Origin of the sequence: Leptothrix discophora, from assembly GCF_030705305.1 — a bacterium.
Lineage (GTDB): Bacteria > Pseudomonadota > Gammaproteobacteria > Burkholderiales > Burkholderiaceae_C > Sphaerotilus > Sphaerotilus discophorus.
The window spans coordinates 181,580-204,263 of the sequence record NZ_JAUZEE010000005.1 but is presented as its reverse complement, the minus strand read 5'-3'; the positions used below and the strand labels follow the sequence as shown (position 1 = coordinate 204,263).

The 22,684-nt window shown below is 71.6% G+C and carries 17 protein-coding genes; 11 read left to right on the top strand and 6 right to left on the bottom strand.

The features are described 5' to 3' along the window. Window positions 1-13 precede the first annotated feature (13 nt). The 5 genes from Q8X39_RS11260 (at window position 14) to Q8X39_RS11240 (ending at window position 6,167) form a co-directional block, all read left to right on the top strand. The gene (locus Q8X39_RS11260; RefSeq protein ID WP_305749766.1) at window positions 14-2,287 is read left to right on the top strand and encodes a fibronectin type III domain-containing protein; all 2,274 of its coding nucleotides are present in this window, start codon (window positions 14-16) and stop codon (window positions 2,285-2,287) included. 130 nt (window positions 2,288-2,417) lie between these two features. Continuing rightward, window positions 2,418-3,665 carry a nucleoside recognition domain-containing protein gene (locus Q8X39_RS11255; protein ID WP_305749765.1) on the top strand — a complete coding sequence of 416 codons (1,248 nt, stop codon included), beginning with the start codon at window positions 2,418-2,420 and terminating at the stop codon, window positions 3,663-3,665. Window positions 3,666-3,696: 31 nt separating this feature from the next. After that, window positions 3,697-4,392: an HAD family hydrolase gene (locus Q8X39_RS11250; protein ID WP_305749764.1), complete on the top strand. Its 696-nt coding sequence runs from the start codon at window positions 3,697-3,699 to the stop codon at window positions 4,390-4,392. 25 nt (window positions 4,393-4,417) lie between these two features. After that, window positions 4,418-5,428 (top strand): aldo/keto reductase, encoded by a 1,011-nt coding sequence (locus tag Q8X39_RS11245; RefSeq protein ID WP_407068002.1) that lies wholly within the window; start codon window positions 4,418-4,420, stop codon window positions 5,426-5,428. A 130-nt stretch (window positions 5,429-5,558) separates the two neighbouring features. Beyond that, on the top strand, window positions 5,559-6,167 hold the full coding sequence (locus Q8X39_RS11240) for a hypothetical protein (RefSeq protein WP_305749763.1): 609 nt from the start codon (window positions 5,559-5,561) through the stop codon (window positions 6,165-6,167). Here Q8X39_RS11240 and Q8X39_RS11235 read toward each other — a convergent pair. Next, window positions 6,145-7,065: a LysR family transcriptional regulator gene (locus Q8X39_RS11235; RefSeq protein WP_305749762.1), complete on the bottom strand. Its 921-nt coding sequence runs from the start codon at window positions 7,063-7,065 to the stop codon at window positions 6,145-6,147. The two genes, Q8X39_RS11240 and Q8X39_RS11235, sit on opposite strands and share 23 nt — an antisense overlap. A gap of 105 nt (window positions 7,066-7,170) precedes the next feature. On the opposite strand from Q8X39_RS11235, the gene Q8X39_RS11230 reads away from it, so the two are divergent. From Q8X39_RS11230 to Q8X39_RS11215, 4 genes are all read left to right on the top strand, one after another. Further along, window positions 7,171-7,536: a protocatechuate 4,5-dioxygenase subunit alpha gene (locus tag Q8X39_RS11230; RefSeq protein ID WP_305749761.1), complete on the top strand. Its 366-nt coding sequence runs from the start codon at window positions 7,171-7,173 to the stop codon at window positions 7,534-7,536. A 5-nt stretch (window positions 7,537-7,541) separates the two neighbouring features. Beyond that, on the top strand, window positions 7,542-8,381 hold the full coding sequence (locus Q8X39_RS11225) for a class III extradiol dioxygenase family protein (protein ID WP_305749760.1): 840 nt from the start codon (window positions 7,542-7,544) through the stop codon (window positions 8,379-8,381). A 105-nt stretch (window positions 8,382-8,486) separates the two neighbouring features. Next, complete coding sequence (locus Q8X39_RS11220) at window positions 8,487-9,608, top strand: endonuclease/exonuclease/phosphatase family protein (RefSeq protein WP_305749759.1); 1,122 nt, start codon at window positions 8,487-8,489, stop codon at window positions 9,606-9,608. A 101-nt stretch (window positions 9,609-9,709) separates the two neighbouring features. After that, window positions 9,710-11,197, top strand: coding sequence for an AMP nucleosidase (locus Q8X39_RS11215; RefSeq protein ID WP_305749758.1), 1,488 nt, complete (start codon window positions 9,710-9,712; stop codon window positions 11,195-11,197). A gap of 197 nt (window positions 11,198-11,394) precedes the next feature. Here the strand turns inward: Q8X39_RS11215 and Q8X39_RS11210 are convergent, their stop codons facing one another. From Q8X39_RS11210 to Q8X39_RS11195, 4 genes are all read right to left on the bottom strand, one after another. Further along, window positions 11,395-12,132: a M48 family metalloprotease gene (locus Q8X39_RS11210; RefSeq protein WP_305749757.1), complete on the bottom strand. Its 738-nt coding sequence runs from the start codon at window positions 12,130-12,132 to the stop codon at window positions 11,395-11,397. 203 nt (window positions 12,133-12,335) lie between these two features. Further along, window positions 12,336-13,877 (bottom strand): efflux transporter outer membrane subunit, encoded by a 1,542-nt coding sequence (locus tag Q8X39_RS11205; protein WP_305749756.1) that lies wholly within the window; start codon window positions 13,875-13,877, stop codon window positions 12,336-12,338. A 1-nt stretch (window position 13,878) separates the two neighbouring features. Next, on the bottom strand, window positions 13,879-17,052 hold the full coding sequence (locus Q8X39_RS11200) for an efflux RND transporter permease subunit (protein ID WP_305749755.1): 3,174 nt from the start codon (window positions 17,050-17,052) through the stop codon (window positions 13,879-13,881). Between the two features lie 16 nt (window positions 17,053-17,068). Next, window positions 17,069-18,331 (bottom strand): efflux RND transporter periplasmic adaptor subunit, encoded by a 1,263-nt coding sequence (locus Q8X39_RS11195; protein ID WP_305749754.1) that lies wholly within the window; start codon window positions 18,329-18,331, stop codon window positions 17,069-17,071. Window positions 18,332-18,723: 392 nt separating this feature from the next. Between Q8X39_RS11195 and fusA the strand changes: the two genes are divergently transcribed. Further along, the gene (gene fusA, locus Q8X39_RS11190) at window positions 18,724-20,832 is read left to right on the top strand and encodes an elongation factor G (RefSeq protein WP_305749753.1); all 2,109 of its coding nucleotides are present in this window, start codon (window positions 18,724-18,726) and stop codon (window positions 20,830-20,832) included. A gap of 94 nt (window positions 20,833-20,926) precedes the next feature. On the opposite strand, the gene Q8X39_RS11185 is transcribed toward fusA, so the two are convergent. Next, on the bottom strand, window positions 20,927-21,649 hold the full coding sequence (locus Q8X39_RS11185) for a DsbA family oxidoreductase (protein ID WP_305749752.1): 723 nt from the start codon (window positions 21,647-21,649) through the stop codon (window positions 20,927-20,929). A 110-nt stretch (window positions 21,650-21,759) separates the two neighbouring features. Here Q8X39_RS11185 and Q8X39_RS11180 point away from each other — a divergent pair, with 110 nt between their 5' ends. Then, window positions 21,760-22,677, top strand: coding sequence for a LysR family transcriptional regulator (locus tag Q8X39_RS11180; protein ID WP_305749751.1), 918 nt, complete (start codon window positions 21,760-21,762; stop codon window positions 22,675-22,677). Window positions 22,678-22,684: the final 7 nt, after the last annotated feature.

Here is a 22,684-nt window from a genome sequence, read left to right as displayed (position 1 = left end):
GGACCGACGCAACATGAGCCACAACCGACTTCTCAAGCGACACAAGACCCGCGCCTTTGGCGCGGCCCTGCTGGCCGGCGCCCTGGAACTGACCGCCGCCGGACTGGCCCAGGCCGCCTGCCCGGCCCCCAACGGCGCGACGCCCTTCGCCACCGGCCCGGTCAACCCGGTCGACCGCTATCCGGAATCCGTCACCGACAGCCGCGGCCTGGCGCTGCAGATCTGCCGCAACGCCGACCTGTGCTTCTTCGACCCGGCCATCCCCGGCAACCTGGTCTCGTCCCAGACGGGGACCGGCACCGAGTCCTTCTACTGGCTGGCCGAGGCCGCCATCAGCGAACCCGCACGCGGCTTCGACGCGCTGGTCGTGATGGCCACCGAAGCCACCTACAACACGCCCGAGCCGGTCGACGGCCAGCAGCTGACCTTCACCCGCCTGCGCATCCGCCTGGACGTGCCGGCGGCGGGCATCTACCGCGTCGAGCATCCCTACGGCGTCAACGAGTACCGCATCGAGGTGATCCAGGCCGGCCGTGACCTGAGCGAGACCTTCGACACGACCTTCGTCGCCAACGACCCGGCCGCACAGGGCAAGGTCGGCCCCTGGCTGACCTGGGACCCGGTGCTGGCCCCGCCGCCGCCGGCCGGCTACATCGGCGACGGCGCGACGCCGCAGCCGGTGGTCGGCAGCCCCTGCGACACCAACTTCGTGCGCGTCACGGCGACCGGCTTCAATGGCCTGCCGATCGCCATCAACGCCGCCGGCGGCAACGTCGCGACGACCAGCCTGTTCACCGTTCAGGGCCAGCTGTTCGACGGCCGCGTGCAGACGCCGCTGTCGAGCGACCGCATGACCTACTCGCGCACGCCGACCCGCGTCGGCCAGGTCGACGCCTTCGCGCACGCGATCAGCGGCGCCTCGGTGACCGTGCAGGACGCCGCCGGCACCGCGCCGGAAGCCGTGCGACTGGGCACGCCCCGGCCGCTGGAAGGCAACACCACCGGCGAATTCTTCACGACCGAGGTGCTGGCCGATGCGCCCAACACCACCGCGCTGCCCGGCGCGGTCGAGGTGGTGGCGAGCGTGGCCGATGCCAGCACCGACACGACCCGGCTGGTGCGCGCGCTGGTCGACCAGGTCGTCGTGACGCAGGCCGACTACGACCTCGACACCCGCACGCTGCAGGTCACGGCCACGTCCAGCGACACCCGCGTGCCGCCGACGCTGACGCTGCAGGACTACCTGCTGCCCGTCGGTGCGACCGGCGTGGCGGTGCGCACCGATGCGCCGCCGGCCGTCATCACGGTGATGTCCAGCGCCGGTGGCTGGGACCGCGCCCAGGTCCGCACGGTGCGCTCGATCGCACCGGCCCTGCCGGCCGCCCCGCAGGCGCTGGCCGCGACGGTGGTCTCGGCCACCCGGGTCGACCTGGCCTGGACCGACGCCGCCGTCAACGAGACCGGCTTCGAGGTCCGCCGCGACGGCGTGCCGATCGCGACGCTGCCGGTCAACAGCCGCGCCTACAGCGACACGGCCGCGCCGTCGGGCCGTGCGGTGACCTACCAGGTCGTCGCGGTCAACGCCGCCGGCAGCAGCGCCTCCAACCCGGTCAGCGTCACCACCCCGCTGCCGCTGGTGATCGCGGCGCCGACCGGGCTGAACGCACGGCTCGGCACCGTCGCCAACAGTGCCCTGGTGGCCTGGGGCGATGCCTCGACCGGCGAGACCGCCTACCGCGTGCAGCGCGCCCCGGTCACGGTGGCCGCCAACGGCACCGCGACGGTCGGGACCTACGCGACGATCACGGCGCCGAGCGGCAACCTGCCGGCCAACGCGACGCAGGTGCAGAACACCGGCCTGGCCGCCAACACGCTCTACAGCTACCGGGTCAATGCGGTGAACGGCACGGTGCAGGGTCCGACCAGCACGGTCTCGCACTTCAACGGCACGCTGCCGGTGCCGGCGAACTTCCGCAGCACCGTCTCGGCCGGCGTGCTGGGCATCGGCGCGACGCCGGCGGGTCGCGTGCCGCTGGCCTGGACCGCCAGCACGGTCGCAGCCGTCGCCGGCTACGAGATCGAGCGCTGCACCGGCACGATCGCCCAGTGCGCGGCGGCCGGCTCGACCTGGACGACCGTGGTGCGCCTGAACGGTCGCGCCACCGCGGCCTACACCGTCACCGGCCTGGCCTCGCGCCAGCCCTACAGCTTCCGCATCCGCACCCACACGGGCGCGGCGGGGCTGGTGTCGAACGCGTCGGCACCGATCGTCGGCACGCCGAACTGATCGGGCATCCGGCCTCGGCCGGATCGAACCCCGAACCCGGGTCGTCGGGGGCGGTGCGCAGCCAGCGCACCGCCCCCGCGTCGTTTGGGCGCGGCTATGCTGCCGGCCTGCCTTCGACACCGCCCGCGCCATGGCCCTCAACATCGTCTGGATCGCCTTCATCCTGGTCGGCTTCATGGCCGCCTTCGGCCAGATGCTGGCGGGTGACCTGGGCGTGTTCCCGAAGATGCTGACCGGCCTGTTCGACACCGCCAGGACCGGCTTCGACATCAGCATCGGCCTGGTCGGCGTGATGAGCCTGTGGCTGGGCCTGATGCGCATCGGCGAGCAGGCCGGCGTGATCGGCCTGTTCGCCCGCGCGGCGGCACCGTTCTTCCGGCGCCTGTTTCCGGCCATCCCGAACGGTCATCCGGCCGGCGGCAGCATCGTCATGAACTTCAGCGCCAACCTGCTCGGCCTGGACAACGCGGCCACGCCGCTGGGCCTGAAGGCGATGCGCGAGCTGCAGCAGATCAACCCGCAGCCAGCGGTGGCCAGCGACCCGATGATCATGTTCCTGGTGCTGAACACGGCCGGGCTGACGCTGATCCCGACCAGCGTCATCGCGATCCGCCAGACCCTCGCGGTCGAGCAGGGCCTGGTCGGCTTCAACGCCGCCGACATCTTCCTGCCCACGCTGATCGGCACCTTCATCTCCTTCAGCGCCGGGCTGCTGGCCGTCGCCTGGATGCAGCGCATCCGCCTGCTGTGTGCGCCGGTGCTGGCCTTCTACGGCGGCTTCATCGCGCTGATGGGGGCGCTGTACGTCGGCCTGCGCGGCCTGCCGCCGGACCAGCTGGCTCAGCGCGTGAGCCTGATCGGCAGCCTGACCATCCTGGCCATCGTCGCGCTGTTCGTCGCGGCCGGGGCGCTGCGGCGGATCAACGTCTACGAGGCCTTCGTCGAGGGCGCCAAGGACGGCTTCGGCGTGGCCGTGCAGATCATTCCCTACCTGATCGCGATGCTGGTGGCCATCTCGGTGTTTCGCACCAGCGGCTGCATGGACCTGCTGATGCGCGGCCTGGCCGGGCTGATCGGCGCGCTCGGCATCAACACCGACTTCGTGCCCGCGCTGCCGGTCGGCCTGATGAAGTCGCTGTCGGGCAGCGGTGCGCGCGGCCTGATGGTCGACGTCATGAAGACCCACGGCGTCGATGCCTTCCCGTCACGCGTGGCGGCCATCATCCAGGGCTCGACCGAGACGACCTTCTACGTGCTGGCGGTCTACTTCGGCAGCGTCAACATCCGCCAGACCCGCTACGCACTGGCCTGCGGCCTGATCGCCGACGCGGTCGGACTGGTCGGTGCCATCGCGGTGGCCTACGCCTTCTATCACTGACCCCACCCCACTTTCTTCACGGGCTCATCCGATGACCCTCCCCACCCTCAAGGCCGTGCTGTTCGACATGGACGGCACCCTGGTCGACTCCGAAGGCGCGCACTGGCAGGCCTGGGTCCGCGTGCTGCGGCGCTGGGGCGCCGAGCTGGACGAGACCACCTACCGCGCCCACCACGCCGGCATGCCCACGCTGGACAACGCCATCGACGTGCAGCGCCGCTACGGCCTGAGCGCCAGCGTCGAGGATCTGGTGCAGGCCAAGGTCGACGAGACCCGCGCCCACCTGGCCCGCGAGGGCTACCCGCTGCAGCCGGCCACCCGTGCGACGCTGGACTGGCGCCAGGCCCGTGGCCTGCGCTGTGCGGTCGTGACCGGCGCGTCCCAGGAAGCGATCCACGCGGTGCTCGGCCCGCATGGCCTGCTCGAGCGCTTCGACACCCTCGTCGGCATGGACGACGTGCCGCGCAACAAACCCTACCCCGACTGCTACCAGCTGGCCTTGAGCCGCTTCGGCCTGCAGCCCGGCGAGGCGGTCGCCTTCGAGGACTCGCAGCACGGCCTGGCCGCCGCCGTCGCGGCCGGCGTGACCGCCATCGCCATCCCGACGCCGATCTCGGCCGAACACGACTTCCGCGGTGCCGCCGCCGTCTGCACCGACCTGGTCGCCGCGACCGACTGGGTGGCGCGCCACTTCACGCTGCCGACCGGCGCCGCGCAGCCCCGCTGAACCCTGCCCCACGACGAGAACGCCCATGAACACGAAGCCCGTCACCGCCCTGCCCACCCGCGCCCTCGGCCCCTTCGAGGTCAGCGCCATCGGCCTGGGCTGCATGAACCTCAGCCATGCCTACGGCCAGCCGCCGTCGCGCGAGCAGGCCGCCGCGCTGCTGCACCGGGCGCTCGACCTGGGCGTGACGCTGCTCGACACCGCCGCGCTGTACGGCTTCGGCGCCAACGAAACGCTGGTCGGCGAGGTGCTGGCCAGCCAGCGTGACCGCTTCGTGCTGGCCAGCAAGTGCGGCATGCAGGGCGTCGACGGCGTGCGCGTCATCGACGGCCGGCCCGAGACGATCCAGGCCACCTGCGAGGACTCGCTGCGCCGCCTGCGCACCGACGTGATCGACCTCTACCAGTTGCACCGCTGGGACAAGCAGGTGCCGATCGAGGACTCGGTCGGCGCGCTGGCCGACCTGGTGCGCGCCGGCAAGATCCGCAGCATCGGCCTGAGCGAGGTCTCGGCCCCGACGCTGCGACGCGCCCACGCGGTCCACCCGATCGCCTCGGTGCAGTCGGAATACTCGTTGTGGACGCGCAACCCGGAGATCGCGGTGCTGCAGGCCTGCCGCGAACTGGGCACCGCCTTCATCGCCTTCAGCCCGGTCGGCCGCGGCTTCCTGACCGACGTGGCGCTGGACCCGGCCGCCTTCGACGCCAAGGACATCCGCCGCGCCATGCCGCGCTTCACGCCGTCCCACCTGGCCGCCAACGCGGCCCTGCTGACGGGCCTGCGCGAGGTCGCCCACGAGGCCGGCTGCACGCTGGCCCAGCTGGCCCTGGCCTGGCTGCTGGCCCGCGGCGAGCACATCGTCCCGATCCCCGGCACCACCTCGATCGCCCACCTGGAAGAGAACCTCGGCGCGCTGCCCATCACCCTCAGCCCCGCCCAGCTCGCCCGCCTCGACCACCTCATGCCGCCCAGCGCCATCCACGGCGGGCGCTACAGCACGCAGAACCAGTCGGAGGTGGATACGGAGGAGTTCTGAGCGGCACAGGCCAAGAGCGTCGATTGATGTGGATCAAGTCCGTGAGTCCCGCCTCCAGACACGACGGCGTCACCCGTGCGATCTTTCTCCAAAGCACGCGATCCGCGTGTGAACCCAGGAGGAGAAACCGATGAATGCGACACATGGACGCCACGCCTGGTATCGGATGCACTGGATCGTCCTGCTCTGGCTGCTGGCACTGGGCGGATGCAGCTCGACCGCGACGGTCCGCACGCTTCTGCCATCCGACCAGGTGTTCGCGGTCGAAGGACTGCGGGTGCTCTACCTTCAGCGCGAGGCCTCGATCAACTCGACCCATCCGATCTTCAATGACGCCCGGCTGAACGAATCGGTCGCCGAACTGGGGCATGCGGTCATGGCGGTGTTGCCGGCCGGCTTCGAGAACGCGGGCATCGAGTCCCGTTCGTTGCACGTCAAGACGGACAAGTCGGCCAGCCTCACGTCCGAAGCCATGGACTTTCTGTTGCACGAGCAGCCGGACTGGCCCGTGCTGATCGTCGTGCCGTCGGGCGGCCGTGTCTTCTGCTCGCCATGCAACATCAAGAACGACGTGATCCTCGAACTCAGGATCAAGGGCAAGGCAGTCTGGGCCGTGAGGATGCAGGAGCCAACGACGTCGGGTTCGATCACGGGAGGGACCGAAGGGGTCCAGCGCCACTATGCCCAAGAGATCCTTCGGGTGGCGCAGACCCAGATCAAGGCAGCCGCACAGCGCTGAGCGCCACCGCCTCCACCTCCGCCCGCACCCACTGCTGCACCGGATCGTCCTGGTGCCGGCGGTGCCACAGCAGGTACATCGGCAGCGGCGGCGTCTGCAATGACGCGGGCAGCGGGACGTCGGCCTGGGCGAAGCCGCGCAGCAGCTCGGTGCCGAGCAGGCTGGGCAGGGTCGCCAGGCGGGCGGTGCCGCGCAGGAAGGGCGCGATGCCGGAGAAGCCCGGCACGGTCACGACCAGGCGGCGCTCGATGCCCTGCTGGTGCAACCACGCGTCGATGTCGAGCCGGCGGCGGTCCTCGTAGCGCACGCTGACGTGGTCGGCGGCGAGGTAGTCGGCCAGCGTGGCCGGCGCCTCGCGCTGCGCGGCGTCGAACCACACGCGGTAGCGGTCGGCGAACAGGCGCTTCTGCTTGACGTCGCGGCTGTCCGGCGGCCGCGGCGAGATGACCAGCTGGCAGTCGTCGTCACGCAGCAGTTCGAGGCCCGGCACGCGCGAGGGCAGGATGCGCAGCAGCAGGCCCGGCGCGGCCTCGCGCAGGCGCAGCAGCAGCGGCGGCAGCAGCAGGTGGCATTGCAGCTCGTTGGCGGCGATGGTGATCTCGCCGCGCAGGCTGGCCGGATCGAAGCGGGCCGGCTCGGCGAAGCGCTGCAGGCCGGCCAGCAGCTCGCGCGCCTGGCCGGCCAGCGCGCGGGCCCGCTCGGTCGGCGCGATGCCGCGTCCGGCCTTGACGAACAGCGCGTCGCCGACGATCGCGCGCAGCCGGTCCAGCCCGTGGCTGACGGCCGACTGGGTCACGCCCAGGCGCTGCGCCGCCGCGGTCACGCTGCCGCTGTCGAGCACGGTCACCAGCAGCTGGAGCAGGCGGCCGTCGAGGTCCAAATGATCGGGTTCGCTCATGGGTGACATGAGTATCGGCGCGTTGTTCGGCGGCGCCTCGGTGCGAATACTGACGGCCATCGCATCCCGACCGATGCGCCGCCCTTCCACCGAACGAGGAGACCCATGAAAGACCCGAAACGGTCCGATCCCGGACACATCGACATCCCCGGCACGACGCTGTTCGACGGCACGCAGGCCATGAAGGGCTACGCGCTCAACAAGATGTGCTTTTCCTTCAACGACGCCGCCAACCGCGCCGCCTTCAAGGCCGACGAGGACGGCTACTGCGCCCGCTACGGCCTGACCGCGCCGCAGCGCGAGGCGATCCGCGCGCGCAACGTGCTGCAGCTGCTGGCGGCCGGCGGCAACGTCTACTACCTGGCCAAGTTCGCCGGCATCTTCGGCCTGGACGTGCAGGACATCGGGGCCCAGCAGACGGGCCTGAGCAAGGACGAATTCAAGGCCAGGCTGCTGGCCGCGCGGGGTTGAACGACATGGCCAAGATCATCGGTGGCGTCGCCACGTCCCACGTCCCGGCCATCGGCCGCGCCATCGCCAAGGAGCTGCAGGACGACCCGTACTGGGCGCCCTTCTTCGAGGGCTACGCACCGCTGCACCGCTGGCTGGCGCAGGCCCGTCCGGACGTCGTCGTGGTGTTCTACAACGACCACGGGCTGAACTTCTTCCTCGACAAGATGCCGACCTTCGCGGTCGGCGCGGCCGAGACCTACCGCAATGCCGACGAGGGCTGGGGCATCCCCGAGGTGCCGGCCTTCACCGGCCAGCGCGAGCTGTCCTGGCACCTGATCAACAGCCTGGTGGCCGAGGACTTCGACCTCACGACCTGCCAGGAGATGCTGGTCGACCATGCCTTCACGCTGCCGATGGCGCTGTGCTGGCCGGACCAGGACTGGCCGGTGACGGTGGTGCCGGTGTGCATCAACACGGTCCAGTTCCCGCTGCCGTCGGCGCAGCGCTGCTGGCGCCTGGGCGAGGCGGTCGGCCGCGCCGTGCGCAGCTGGGACAGCGAGGCCCGCGTGATGGTGCTGGGCACCGGCGGCCTGTCGCACCAGCTGGACGGCCAGCGCGCCGGCTTCATCAACCGCGCGTTCGACCAGCAGTTCATGCAGAGCCTGGTCGACGACCCGACCTGGGCGACGCGGTTCTCGATCCCCGAACTGGTCGAGAAGACCGGCACGCAGGGCGTCGAGCTGCTGATGTGGCTGGCGATGCGCGGCGCGCTCGGCTCGAAGGTGCGCGAGGTCAGCCGGAACTACCACATCCCCATCTCCAACACGGCCGCCGGCCTGATGGTGCTGGCCAGCGAGGATTGACCGGCGCACGGCCGGCGGGCGCGTCGCGCGCGTGCAGCAATCGACACCGGGGCAGGGGCGCTGACACGCCGTCGAGCGGCGCTTGAGGTAGGCTGATGCGCACCCATGCCATCGAGCCGCCGCCCCCGCACCCCCCTGGACGCCCGTGCCGCGCGCGATGCCCGCCTGTCGCGGGTCGAGTCGCATCCGCTGCAGTCGATCGCCCGTTTCTTCATCAGCCTGACGGTGCTCGCCATCGGCGGACTGTGGGCCGCCCAGAACCTGGGCGATCCGCTGGCCTGGTGGGTCGAGCTGCTGCGCTACACGCCCTACCTGCTGCTGCTGGTGCCGGCGCTGCTGGCGCTGGCGCTGTCGATCACGGTCGGCTGGACCTGGCGCCTGGCCGCGTTGGCCAGCGTCCTGGTGGTGGTCTTCCCGTTGATGGGATGGACCCACGGCCAGCCCGAGAACGGCAGCAACCGGCTGCGGGTGATGAGCTTCAACATCAAGTCCTACAAGGCCGACGACCGGCCCGAGGGCTATGGCCCGATCGTCGATGAGGTGCAGCGCCACAGCCCCGACGTGCTGGTGCTGCAGGACGCCCAGAAGCTGACCGACAAGTGGCTGCCGATGCCCGAGGCGATGAAGCTGCTGCTGGCCGGACGGCACCTGCAGCTCAGCGGCCAGTACGTGATCGCCAGCCGCCACCCGCTGCGCGACTGCCGCACCGCGCCGCTGTCGGTCCAGCCCGGCCTGGGCGACTACCTGCGCTGCACGGTCGAGGTGAACGGCCAGCGGCTGGAGATCGTCAACGTGCACCTGCTGTCGCCGCGCGAAGGCCTCAACGCCGCCCGGCGCGAGCACCTCGGCGGCCTGGACGACTGGCGCATCAACTTCGGCCATCGGCTGGGTCAGGCCCGGCACCTGGCCGAGGACCTGGCGCGCACCCGTCCGACCGGTCCGGGCAAGCGCCCGCTGCCCATGCTGATCGCCGGCGACCTGAATGCGCCCGAGGCCTCGGCCGTGGTGCAGTCGCTGCTGGCGCTGAACCTGCGGGATGCCTGGTCCTCGGCCGCCACCGGCTGGGGCTACACGCACGGCCATTCGCTGCGGCCCAACCTGAGCTTCCTGCGCATCGACCATGTGCTGGTCAGCCCCGGACTCGGACTGGCCGAGGTGGCCGTCGGCGGCGCCGAGGCGAGCGAGCACCGGCCGCTGATCGTCGACCTCTGGCTGAGCCGCAACTGATGCACGACCGGCCGGCCTGAAATCGGCCTGAAACCCGCTTGATGCCCGTTGCGGGCGCGGCCCGGGTCACAAGGGCCGGCTCACGGCTGACAATGGGCCGCATGAGCCCCACCGTGATCACCACCCAGTCGTTCACCGATGCCAGCGCCGCGCTGGCCCATGCCCGCACCATCTACGACAGCGGCATCGCCCACCTGCGCCAGGCCCTGCGCGAGTTCGTCGCCGGCCGTGACGACGGCGGCCACGTGCGTGCCTGCTATCCCTTCGTGCGGGTGCGGGTCGACACCGTGGCGCGGGCCGACTCGCGGCTGGCCTACGGCTTCGTCGCAGGACCGGGCGTGTACGAGACCACGCTGACGCGGCCGGAGCTGTTCCGGCACTACTACCGCGAGCAGTTCGAGCTGCTGCTGAAGAACCACGGCGTGGCGCTGGAGGTCGGGCTGTCGAGCCAGCCCATCCCGGTGCACTTCAGCCTGGCCGAGCACGATCACCTCGAAGGCGCGCTGACGCCCGAGCGTCGCCAGCGCCTGCGCGACCTGTTCGACCTGCCCGACCTGGCCGCGATGGACGACGGCATCGCCAACGGCACGCTCGATCCGCAACCGGGCCCGGACGGCCTCGTGCGGCATCCGCTCTCGCTGTTCACGGCCCCGCGGGTGGACTACTCGCTGCACCGGCTGCGCCACTACACGGGCACGATGCCGGAGCACTTCCAGAACTACGTGCTGTTCACGAACTACCAGTTCTACATCGACGAGTTCGTGCGCCTGGGCCATGAGCTGATGGCCGACGAGGAGAGCGAGTACGTCGCCTTCGTCGAGCCCGGCAACGTCGTGACGCGCCGCGCCGGCCTGGCCGCCGAGGCCGGCGACGAGCTGGGTGCGCCGCCGCCGCGGTTGCCGCAGATGCCGGCCTATCACCTCAAGCGCCACGGCCACAGCGGCATCACGATGGTCAACATCGGCGTCGGCCCGAGCAATGCGAAGACCATCACCGACCACATCGCCGTGCTGCGCCCGCATGCCTGGCTGATGCTCGGCCACTGCGCTGGCCTGCGCAACACGCAGCAGCTGGGCGACTACGTGCTGGCGCACGGCTACGTGCGCGAGGACCACGTGCTGGACGAGGAACTGCCGCTGTGGGTCCCGATCCCGCCGCTGGCCGAGGTCCAGCTGGCGCTGGAGGAAGCGGTGGCCGAGGTGACGCAGCTGTCGGGCTACGAGCTCAAGAAGATCATGCGCACCGGCACGGTCGCCAGCACCGACAACCGCAACTGGGAGCTGCTGCCGCACCCGGGCCCCGAGCGCCGCTTCAGCCAGAGCCGTGCGGTCGCGCTGGACATGGAAAGCGCCACCATCGCCGCCAACGGCTTCCGCTTCCGCGTCCCCTACGGCACGCTGCTGTGCGTGTCCGACAAGCCGCTGCACGGCGAGATCAAGCTGCCGGGCATGGCCAACCAGTTCTACCGCGAGCGGGTCGACCAGCACCTGCGCATCGGCATCCGCGCGATCGAGATCCTGCGCCACCAGGGGCTGGATCACCTGCACAGCCGCAAGCTGCGGAGCTTCGCCGAGGTCGCGTTTCAGTGAACTGGAGCCCCCGGTCACGCGGGTACGCGTGACCACCCCCCGTGGGGGTCCGGGCCGGCTTGGGGCGGCCCGGCGCTCGGCCCGGTGACTTGGAGCCCCCGGTCACGCGGGTACGCGTGACCACCCCCGTGGGGGTCCGGGCCGGCTTGGGGCGGCCCGGCGCTCGGCCCGGCGCTCGGCCCGGGGGCTGACCCGGTTCAGTCGGGGTTCTTGAGCGCGGCGCTGCGCAGGTCGTTCTCGCCGAGCATGCGCAGGCGGGCGTAGCGCTTGCGCGTGGCGGGGTGGGTCGGCGTGTCGCCCATGCCGGGCACGACCTGGAGCGCGGCCATGACGCTGTCCATGCCGTAGCCGAGGCTGCGCAGGATCTGCCAGGCGTAGGCGTCGGCGGCGTATTCGTGGCCGTGGACCAGGTTCGAGGCCTCGCGTCCGAGCTGCGGCGCGACGGCGTCGGTGACCTCCGGGCGGACCTCGCCGGGAATCAGGCGGGTGTAGAGGTCGCCCAGCTCGCCCCAGTGGCCCATCACCGCATGGCCGACCTCGTGGGCCAGGATGAACAGGCGCTCGCCTTCGGGCAAGGCCGCGAGGCTGGCGCTGACGACCAGCATGCGGCCGGCCAGCGTCTCGGCGTGGAACGGCCCGTCGACCACCAGCAGCTCGATGTCCGGCCGGTGTGCCAGCTGGTTGAAGATGCGTTCCAGGTCAGCGCGGATCAGCGCGCTGTGGGCCGGGTCGACCTGGTGCTGCGCGTAGCCGTCCAGCCGCGTCCGGGCCGATCGGTCGAGCACCTGGCGGATGGTCTCCGGCGCGGGCGCCGGGTCGGCTGCCCCGGCGTTCCAGCCGGTCGACAGCAGCGCGCCCGCCAGCAGGGCCTGCCACCACACCGCTCGGAGCCGGGTCCGGCGGGCGGGGCGATCGGTCGGGGCGGATGGGCGCATGGGGCGGCTCCTGGCGAGGCATCGGGAGGTCAGGCCGGCGACGTGCGACGGCAGCCGCCAGCATGAGGCCAGACCCGCAGGCGCCGCATCACCGCGATGGATGACGCAGCCGCTCGCGCCAAATCTGCACGCGAGACTTGCCCGGGATCACGCCAGAGGCTGAGCAAGACCGGGGCCAGACCGCGTCTGCCGCCGGCCCGAGCTCAGCCGCCGAGAGCCTTCCACAGCGCGACGCGGTTGAGCTGCTCGGCCAGGCGCGTCTGCAGCAGCGCCTGTTCGGCCTGCAGCAGGCTGCGCTGGGCGTCGAGGCGGTCGAGTTCGCTGGCGGCGCCGGCGCGCACGCGCAGGTCGGTCAGGCGGGCGATCTCGCGGGCGCTGGCCGATTGCTCGGCCTGGGCCTCGCGCTGGGCCTGCCAGGTCGACAGGCCGTCCAGCGCGTCGGCTGTGTCCTTGAAGGCGGACTGGACCGCGCGCTCGTACTGCGCCACCGCGATGTCGCGGCCGACCGTCGTCGCGTTGACGTTGGCCTGGTTGCGGCCGGCGTCGAAGATCGTCATCAGCGCCTGCGCGCCCAGCGTCCAGGCGAAGTTGCCGCCCTGGAACAGGCCGCTGAACTGGCTCGACGCCTGGCCGGCGCTGCCGGTCAGCGTGATGCGCGGGAACATCGCCGCGCGGGCCGCGCCGATGTTGGCGTTGGCCGCCTCCAGCTGGCGTTCGGCCTGCACCACGTCGGGGCGACGCAGCAGCACGCGGGCATCCAGGCCGGCCGGGACATCGGCCAGCACGCCGGCCAGCGGGTCCTCGGTCAGCACCGAGCCGGTCGTGTCGGCCACCGCCACGTTGGCGTTCGGCGCGGTCGCGGCCGGGGGGGGCGGCGGCAGGCCGGGCACGGCGTCGGCGGCCGGCTGGGCGCCGGTCAGCAGCGCCAGCGTCGACAGGTCCTGGGCGCGCTGGCGCAGCGCCTGCTGCAGCGCGACGCGGGCCTGGGCCACCAGGTTGACGTTGCCCTGCAGTGCCAGCACCGACGTGGCGCCGGCCTGGGCCTGCAGCCGGGTCAGCGCCAGCGTCTGCTCGCGGCTGGCCAGGCTGCGCTGGGCCAGGTCGATGGCCTGGCGGTCGGCCAGCAGCGCCAGCCAGGTCTGGGTGACGGCCGCGACGATGCTCAGCTCGGCGCTGCGACGGCCGGCCTCGGTGGCCAGCAGCTGCGAGCGGGCCGCGTCGTTGAGGGTGCGGATGCGGCCGAGGAAGTCGATCTCCCAGCTGGCCAGCTGCAGGCCGGCGGTGTAGGTCTGGGCCTGCTTGCCGGTCGACACGTTGGGCGCCGAGTTGGCGGTGAGGCCCGCACCGAGGGTCGGGTAGCGGTCGGCCAGCGAGGCGTCCAGCTGGGCCCGGGCGCGCTCGACGTTCAGCGCCGCGACGCGCAGGTCACGGTTGTTCGCCAGCGCGGCCTCGACCTGGCGGCGCAGGCCGGGGTCGCGCACCCAGTCGCCCCAGGCCAGCGGCTCGGCCGGTGCCGAGGCCGGCAGCGCGGCGGCGGCCGCTGCGGCGTCGGAAGCCGCCGCCGCCGTGGGCAGCACGAACTGCCCGGGCACCGGCAGGGCCGGACGTTCGAGTCGCGGGGCCAGGTCGGCGCAGCCGGACAGCAGCGCGACGGCCACGGCCAGCGTCAGCGGGCGCAGCAGGGAGGAAGGTTCATCACGCATCGTCGTCTTCGTCGTCATGCGGGTGTGGATGGGGAAGGTCATGTCAGTGCTTCCCGCCCAGGGCTTCGGCGGTGGCCGCGTCGGACGCGGGCGAGGCGATGGTGCCACCGAGGTGCATCAGCCGCGTGCCCGGAAACAGGCGGCGAACCACCACGAAGAACACCGGCACGAGGAAGACCGCCAGCACGGTGGCCGTGATCATGCCGCCCATCACGCCCGTGCCGATGGCGCGCTGGCTGGCCGAGCCCGCGCCGGTCGCGATGGCCAGCGGCAGCACGCCGAGGATGAAGGCGAACGAGGTCATCACGATCGGGCGGAAACGCAGGTGGCAGGCCTCGAGCGTGGCCTCCAGCAGGCCCTTGCCCTCGGCCTGCAGGTCCTTGGCGAACTCGATGATCAGGATCGCGTTCTTGGCCGACAGGCCGATGATGGTGATCAGGCCGACCTTGAAGTAGACGTCGTTGGGCATGCCGCGCAGCCACACGCCGGTCAGCGATCCCAGCACGCCCAGCGGCACGACCAGCAGCACGGCCACCGGGATGCTCCAGCTCTCGTAGAGCGCCGACAGGCACAGGAAGACCGCCAGCATCGAGAAGCCCAGCAGGATCATGGCCTGCGAGCCCGACAGCTTTTCCTCGCGCGACTGGCCGGTCCACTCGAAGCCGAAGCCCGGCGGCAGCTGGCCGGCCAGGCGTTCCATCTCGGCCATGGCCTCGCCGGTGCTGTAGCCGGGCGCGGCATCGCCGCCCAGCTTCATCGCCGGGTAGCCGTTGTAGCGCACGGTCTGGACCGGGCCGGTGACCCAGCGGGTGGTCGCGAACGAGGCGATCGGCACCTGCTGGCCACGGCTGTTGGGCACGTTGAGCTTGAGCAGGTCGTCGGGCTGCATGCGGGACTTCGCATCGGCCTGGACGATCACGCGCTGCAGCCGGCCGGCGTTCGGGAAGTCGTTGACGTAGGCCGAGCCGAAGGCGGTGGCCAGCACGTTGGCGATGCTGTCGTAGGACACGCCCAGCGCGGCGGCACGCTCGCGGTCGATGTCGAGCTTGACCTGCGGCGCGTCCTCCAGGCCGTCCGGACGCACGCCCGCCAGCACCTTGCTCTGGCGCGCCATGCCCAGCAGCTGGTTGCGCGCGGCGACCAGCGCCTCGTGGCCCTGGCCGTTGCGGTCCTGCAGCCGGAAGTTGAAGCCGGTGGCGGTGCCCAGCTCGGGAATGGGCGGCGGCGACAGCGGGAAGATGAAGGCATCGCGGATGCCCATCAGCGCGCCAAAGGCCCGGCCGGCGAGCGCCTGGGCCGAGTGCTGCGGGCCGGGGCGGTCCTTCCAGTCCTTCAGCGGCACGAAGGCGATGGCCGCGTTCTGGCCGGCGCCGGAGAAGCTGAAGCCGATCACGCCGACGACCTTGTCGACCTCGGGCTGGGCCAGGAAGAAGCCCTCGACCTGGCTCATCACCGCCTCGGTCCGGTGCACCGAGGCGCCCGGCGGCAGCTGCACGTTGACGATCAGGTAGCCCTGGTCCTCGTTGGGCAGGAAGGAGGTCGGCAGGCTCTTGTAGAGCCAGGCCACGCCCAGCAGCACCGCGCCGTAGATCAGCAGGTAGCGACCGGCCTTGCGGATGATGCGGGCGACCACCGCCTCGTAGCCGTGGGTCGTGCGCTTGAAGGCGCGGTTGAACCAGCCAAACGGGCCGCGACGCTCATGGTGACCGGGCGGGATGGGCTTGAGCAGCGTCGCGCACAGGGCCGGCGTCAGCGACAGCGCCATCAGCGCCGAGAACAGCATCGAGGCCACCATCGCCACCGAGAACTGGCGGTAGATGTTGCCGACCGAGCCGGCGAAGAAGGCCATGGGCACGAACACGCTGACCAGCACCACGGTGATGCCGATGATGGCGCCGGTGATCTGGCCCATCGCCTTGCGCGTGGCCTCGGCCGGCGAGAGGCCCTCCTCGGCCATGATGCGCTCGACGTTCTCGACCACCACGATCGCGTCGTCGACCAGGATGCCGATGGCGAGCACCATGCCGAACAGCGTCAGCACGTTGATCGAGTAGCCCATCGTCAGCATGACGGCGAAGGTGCCCATCAGCGCGATCGGCACGACGATGGTCGGGATCAGCGTGTAGCGGATGTTCTGCAGGAACACGAACATCACGACGAAGACCAGCGCGACGGCCTCCAGCAGCGTCGTCACGACCTGCTGGATCGAGATGCTGACGAACTTCGACGAGTCGTAGGGCACCTCGTAGGCGACGCCGTCGGGGAAGAACTTCTGCAGCTCCGCCATGCGGGCCTTGATGGCCGCAGCGGTCGCCACCGCGTTGCCGGTCGGCGAGAGCTGGACGCCGATGCCGCTCGACGGCTTGCCGTTCAGGCGCGAGGACGTGGCGTAGTTCGCCCCGCCGAGTTCGAGCCGGGCGACGTCCTTGAGCCGCACGGTCGAACCGTCGGCGTTGGCGCGCAGCAGCACCTGGCCGAACTCGGCCGTGGAGGTGAACTGGCCAGCCACCGAGACGGTCGCGTAGACGCCCTGCTCCTGCGGGTTGGGCGTGCCACCCACCGTGCCGGCCGAGACCTGGATGTTCTGGGCCCGGATCGCGGCCACCACGTCGGCCGATCCGAGGCCGTAGGACAGCAGCTTGGCCGGGTCGATCCAGACCCGCATCGCGCGTTCGGTGCCGAACAGCTGGGCCTGGCCGACACCGGCGATGCGCAGCAGCTCGGGCTGGATGTTGCGCGCCGCGTAGTCGCCCAGCGCGACCGGGTCATAGGCCGGGTTGGTCGACGTGAGCGAGACGAACAGCAGGAAGTTCGAGCGCGCCTTGTCGACCCGCACGCCCTGCTGCACCACCGCCGCGGGCAGGCGCGGCGTGGCGCGGCTGAGCCGGTTCTGGACCTCGATCTGGGCGATCGAGACGTCGGTGCCGGGCTCGAAGGTCACGGTGATCTGGCCGCCGCCGTTGGCGTCGGCGCTCGATTCCATGTAGATCAGGCCGGGCGCGCCGTTGAGCTCCTGCTCGATGACGGCCAGCACGCTGTCTTCCAGCACCTGGGCCGAGGCACCCGGGTAGGCCGTGTTGATGACGATGGCGGGCGGCGCCACCGTCGGGTACTGCGCCACCGGCAGGCGGGTGATCGCCGCCGCGCCGAGCACGAGGATGAACAGCGCGATGACCCACGCGAAGATGGGCCGGTCGATGAAGAACTTGGAGTTCATGCGTCAGCCTTCGGGGTCAGCGGGCCGAGGCGGCGGAGGCGGCCGGGGCCGCAGCGGCTGCCGAGGCGGCCACCGCGGGAGCGCCAGCCGGCTTGGCGCCGCCGGGCGTCCACGGCACCGGCGTGACCGGCGTGTTCGGGCGCATCTTCTGGAAGCCGTCGACGATGACCTGGTCGCCCGCCTTCAGGCCGTCGAGCACGACCCAGTCCTGGCCATTCGCGCCGCCGATCTTGACCGGGCGAGGCGCCGGCATGTTGCCCTCGCCGACCACCATCAGGATGTCGGCACCGCCCGCGCCACCGCGCGTCACGGCCTGCTGCGGCACCAGCATGCCGCCGTCGGCCTTGGCCTGGGCCAGCCGGACCTTCACGTACAGACCGGGCAGCAGCAGGCCGTCCGGGTTGGGCACCTCGGCGCGCAGCGTGACCTGGCCGGTGCCGGCGTCCACGCTCAGGTCCGAGAACAGCAGCTTGCCCGCACGCGGGTAGACGCTGCCGTCGTCGAGCACCAGCCTGACCTCGGCGCCGGCACCACCGACGCGCTTGAACTGGCCGGCCTCGTAGGCCCGGCGCAGGCGCATCGCCTCGCTGGCCGACTGGGTGAAGTTCACGTACATCGACTGGGTCTGCTGGATGGTCGCCAGCAGCGTCGCGTCGCCCTGGCCAACCAGCGCGCCCTCGGTCACCTGGGCGCGGCCGATGAAGCCGGCGATCGGCGCCCGGACCGAGGCATGGCCGAGGTTGATGCGCGCAGCGGCCACCGCCGCCTGGGTGGCGGCGAGATCGGCCTGCGCCTGCTTCAGCGCGTTCTGGTTGGCGACCCACTCGGCATCGCTGACGACCTGGGCGGCGGCCAGCGGACGGTTGCGTTCGACCACCGACTGGGCCTGCGCGACCGAGGCCTCGGCGCGCGCCACGCTGGCCAGCGCGCTGTCGAGCGCGGCCTGGAAGGGGGCGGGGTCGATCTCGAACAGCGCCTGGCCGGCCTTGACCATCGCGCCTTCGGTGTAGAGGCGCTTGTTGACGATGCCGGGGATGCGGGCGCGGACCTGGGCGGTGCGCCAGGCCTCGAGCCGGCCGGGCAGCTCGGTCAGCATCTCGACGCTGGCCGGCTGGACGGTGACGACACCGACCGACGGCGGCGGCATGCCGCCCGGGCCGCCAGGGCCGGCTGCGGCGCCGCCGCCGCCACAGGCGGCGAGGGCCAGCAGACAAGCCAGCGCCGCAGCGGCAAGGCCGGTGCGGCGCGCAGGGAAGGAATGCAGGAATTGGTCAGGCATGGCAGCAGATCGTTCAGCGACAAGGTCTGCCCGGGGAGCGCACGCTGGCGGCGGCTGGCGCGGCGATCGGCGGGATCGTGGAGGGCGCGGCGCGGCACGCCGACGTCCGGGAAGACGGGGTCCGGAAGCCGTGGAAGCCGGCTCGACAGGACTGGGACAAACCCGGAGCGCGCAGTCTAACGGTCGTGCACTTCTTGTGCTGAATGGCACAGACCGACACGGTTTCCGGATCTGTGTACACGATGGCGGCGACCCGGGCGGCCGTCCCCGCGCAGCCCGGCGACCTGCCCTGCCCTTGCTTGTGACGTGTCGACGATCGGCGTAGGCTGGCCCGACGATCCACCCCCCAGGCGCCCGCCGCGAACGGTGGCCGGGTGCGAAGGAGCAGCCTCATGTCGAGCCCAGCACCGGGCGGCACCGCCGCCCAGCCCTCGAATGTCACGGCCGACGGCCTTGCGGCCGTCCACCGCATCCGGACCCTGGCCCTGGTCGGCCCGGCAGCCGCCGGCAAGACCACGCTGACCGAGGCGCTGCTGCAGGCCAGCGGCGCGATCGGTGCGGTCGGCACCGTCGAGCGCGGCAGCACCGTCAGCGACTGGGACCCGATCGAGCGCCGCATGCAGCACTCGCTGCAGACGAGCGTGATGCACCTGCTGCACGGCGACGTGCGCATCCACCTGCTGGACACGCCGGGCAACGCCGATTTCCTCGGCCAGTCGCTGCCGGCGCTCGAAGCCGTCGAGACCGCCGCGATCGTCGTCAACGCGACCGCCGGCGTCGAGCCGATGGCTCGCCAGATGATGGCCTGGGCCGGCGAACGCGGCCTGGACCGCGTCGTCATCGTCAACCGCATCGATGCACCGGGCGTCAAGCCGGCCGAGTTGCTGGCGCAGATCCAGGCCGCCTTCGGGCGCGAATGCCTGCCGCTGAACCTGCCCGCCCTCGGCGGCCGCGAGGTGGTCGACTGCTGGTTCCGGCCCGAGGCCGATCCGGGCCACGAGGCCGACTTCTCCAGCGTGGCCGCCGCCCACCGGGCGCTGGTCGAACAGGTGGTCGAGGTCGACGCCGCCTTCGTCGAGCGCTACCTGGAAGAAGGCGACGTCGACGCCCGCGAGCTGCATGCCCCGCTGGAGCAGGCGCTGCGCGAGGGCCACCTGATCCCGGTCGTGTTCGTGTCGGCCAAGAGCGGCGCGGGCGTGGCCGCGCTGCTGGACGTCATCACCCAGCTGCTGCCCGATCCGACCGAGGGCAACCCGCCCGACTTCCTGCGCGGCGAGGGCGAGTCGGCCACGCTGATGCATGCGTCGGTCGACCCGGCCGCGCACGTGCTGGCGCATGTCTTCAAGGTCGCGATCGATCCCTACGTCGGCAAGCTCGGCATCTTCCGCATCCACCAGGGCAGCGTCACGCCCAACAGCCTGCTGGTGGTGGGTGATGCGCGCAAGCCGTTCAAGGTCGGCCACCTCTTCATGCTGCAGGGCAAGGACCATGTCGAGGTCCAGCGCGCCGGGCCGGGCGACATCGTCGCGGTGGCCAAGGTCGACGACATCGCCTACGACGCCGTGCTGCACGACGCGCCCGAGGACGACCACATCCACCTCCGGCCGCTGCCCTTCCCGGTGCCGGTGCACGGCCTGGCGCTCAAGCCGCGCCGCCATGGCGACGAGCAGCGCCTGGCCGAGGTGCTGGCCAGGCTGGCGGCCGAGGATCCCTGCCTGCGCGTCGAGCAGGTCGCCAGCACGCACGAGACCGTCGTCTACGGCCTGGGCGAGCTGCACCTGCGGGTGCTGCTGGAGCGGCTGCGCGAGACCTGCCGCGTCGAGGTCGACACCGCACCGCCGCGCATCGCCTACCGTGAGACCTTGACCCGCACCGCGCAGGCCCAGTACCGCCACAAGAAGCAGACCGGCGGCGCCGGCCAGTTCGGCGAGGTCCACCTGCAGGTCGACCCGCTGCCGCGCGGCGCGGGCTTCGAGTTTGTCGACCTGGTCAAGGGCGGTGCCATCCCGAGCGTCTACATCCCGGCGGTCGAGAAGGGCGTGCGGCTGGCGATGGAGGCCGGCGTGATCAGCGGCCACCCGGTGGTCGACGTGCGCGTGACCGTGCTGGACGGCAAGCACCACAGCGTCGACAGCAAGGAAATCGCCTTCGTGACCGCCGCGAAGAAGGCCTTCGTCAGCGCCATGCGCGAGGCCGGCCCGGCCGTCCTGGAGCCCCTCGTGGACGTGGAGATCCATGCGCCCGAGCCGCTGATCGGCGACATCACCGGCGACCTCGCCAGCCGCCGCGGCGAGGTCCGCGGCACCGACAGCCTGGGCGCCGGCCTGGCCTGCGTGCGCGCCCGCGCACCGCTGTCGGAGCTGTCGGGCTACCAGCTGCGCCTGAACGCCCTGACCCGTGGCGCCGGCCGCTACACGATCACCTATGCCCACCACGACCCGGTGCCACCGAACGTGCAGGCCGAGCTGATGAAGGGCTGGCAGCTGCGCGAAGAAGACTGAAGCCAGCCCCGGGCCGAGCGCCGGGCCGCCCCAAGCCGGCCCGGCGTCCCCCCGGGGGACCGCCAGACGTACCCGTCTGGCGAGGGGCCGCATGTCAGAGCTCCAGATCGGTCGACGCCGTCGTCTCGGGGCCGGCGTCGCCGGCGCGTTCGGCGGCGATCTGGCGCAGGGCGGCGACGAAGACCTCGGGGGGCTGGCCGCCCTCGATCAGGTGGGTGTCGTTGACGATGAAGGCGGGTACCGAATGGATGCCCAGCTCCTGCCAGTACTGCTCGCGCTCGCGCACCGCGTCGGCATGGGCGTTGCCGGTCAGGATGACGGCGGCCTGGTTCGGGTCCAGGCCGACCGCGTCGCACAACCGGATCAGCAGGCCGTGGTCGCCGGGGTCGCGGCCATCGGTGAAGTGGGCGCTGAGCAAGGCCTGCTTCAGGGCCAGCTGGCGCGTGCCGCCGTCCTCGGCATCGACCTCGCCGGCCCAGTGCAGCAGGCGGTGCGCGTCGAAGGTGTTGTAGGTGCGGCTGCGCTTGTCCATCGAGAAGGCGAAGCCGACCGAGGCGCCGCGTTCGGCGATCTTGGCGTGCATCTGCTCGATCTGCGCCGGGGTGGAGCCGTACTTGCGGCTCAGGTAGTCGACGATGTCGGCGCCGCCCGGGCCCAGCGTCGGGTTGAGCTCGAAGGGCTCGAAACGGATCCGTGGCGAGAGCTCGCCCTCCAGCTGCTCGACCGCGCGCATCAGCGAGCTGACGCCGACCGCGCACCACGGGCACACCACGTCGGATACCACCTCGATCGTCATCGGGACCGTCTGTTCGCTCATGACCGCACCTCCTGGCCCGCCTCGCCGGCGACCCGGTCGCCCAGGCGTCGGGCCTTGCGGGTGCGAAGTCTAGGCCGCCGTCGATGACCGTTGCACCCTAAAGTCCGGCCATGGACCGCATCACCAGCGTGCAGCTCTACATCCGCGTGGTCGAGACCGGCAGCTTCAGCCGCGCCGCCGTGGAACTGGGCATCACCCAGCCGACCGCCACCAAGGCCGTCGCGGCGATGGAATTGCGCCTGGGCGCGCGGCTGCTGCACCGCTCCTCGCGCGGGGTCACGCCGACCGAGGTCGGCACGATCTACTACGACAAGTGCAAGCGCATCGCGCACGAGATCGACGAGGCGGACAACCTCGCCACGCTGCTGCAGAGCCGCGTCGGCGGGCAGCTGCGGGTCAGCACCTCGGTGGCCTTCGGCCGGCGCGTGCTGGTGCCGCGCGTGCTGCGCTACATGGCGCTGCACCCAGGCGTGAGCATCGACCTGAGCTTCGACGACCGCTACGTCGACCTGATCGAGCAGGGCGTCGACCTGGCCATCCGCATGGGCCGGCTGGCCGACTCGTCGCTGGGCGCGCGCTACCTGGGTGACAACCCCTGGGTGATGGTGGCCGCGCCCGACTACCTGGCCCGGCGCGGCCGTCCGCAGACGCTGAGCGACCTGGCGCAACACGATTGCCTGGTCTACAGCAGCGTGCAGGGCGACGACCGCTGGAGCCTGGGCGCACCGGGCACGGCCGCGACGCAGTCGGTGCCCGTGCGCGGACCGCTGCGCTCGAACAACCTGTCGGCCGTGCTGGCCGCCGCGCGCGGCGGGCTGGGTCTGGCGATGCTGCCCTGGTACGTGGCACGCGAGTCGCTCGACAACGGCCGCGTCGTGGCGGTGCTGGGCGACCATGCGCCGCCGTCTCAGGAGATCCACGCGGTCTTCCCCTCGCCCAAGCTGGTGCCCTCGAAGGTCACCAGCTTCATCGTCCACCTGCAGGCATCCCTGCAGGGGCGCTGGTGGGAGACGCCGGACCCGACCTGATCGGTGT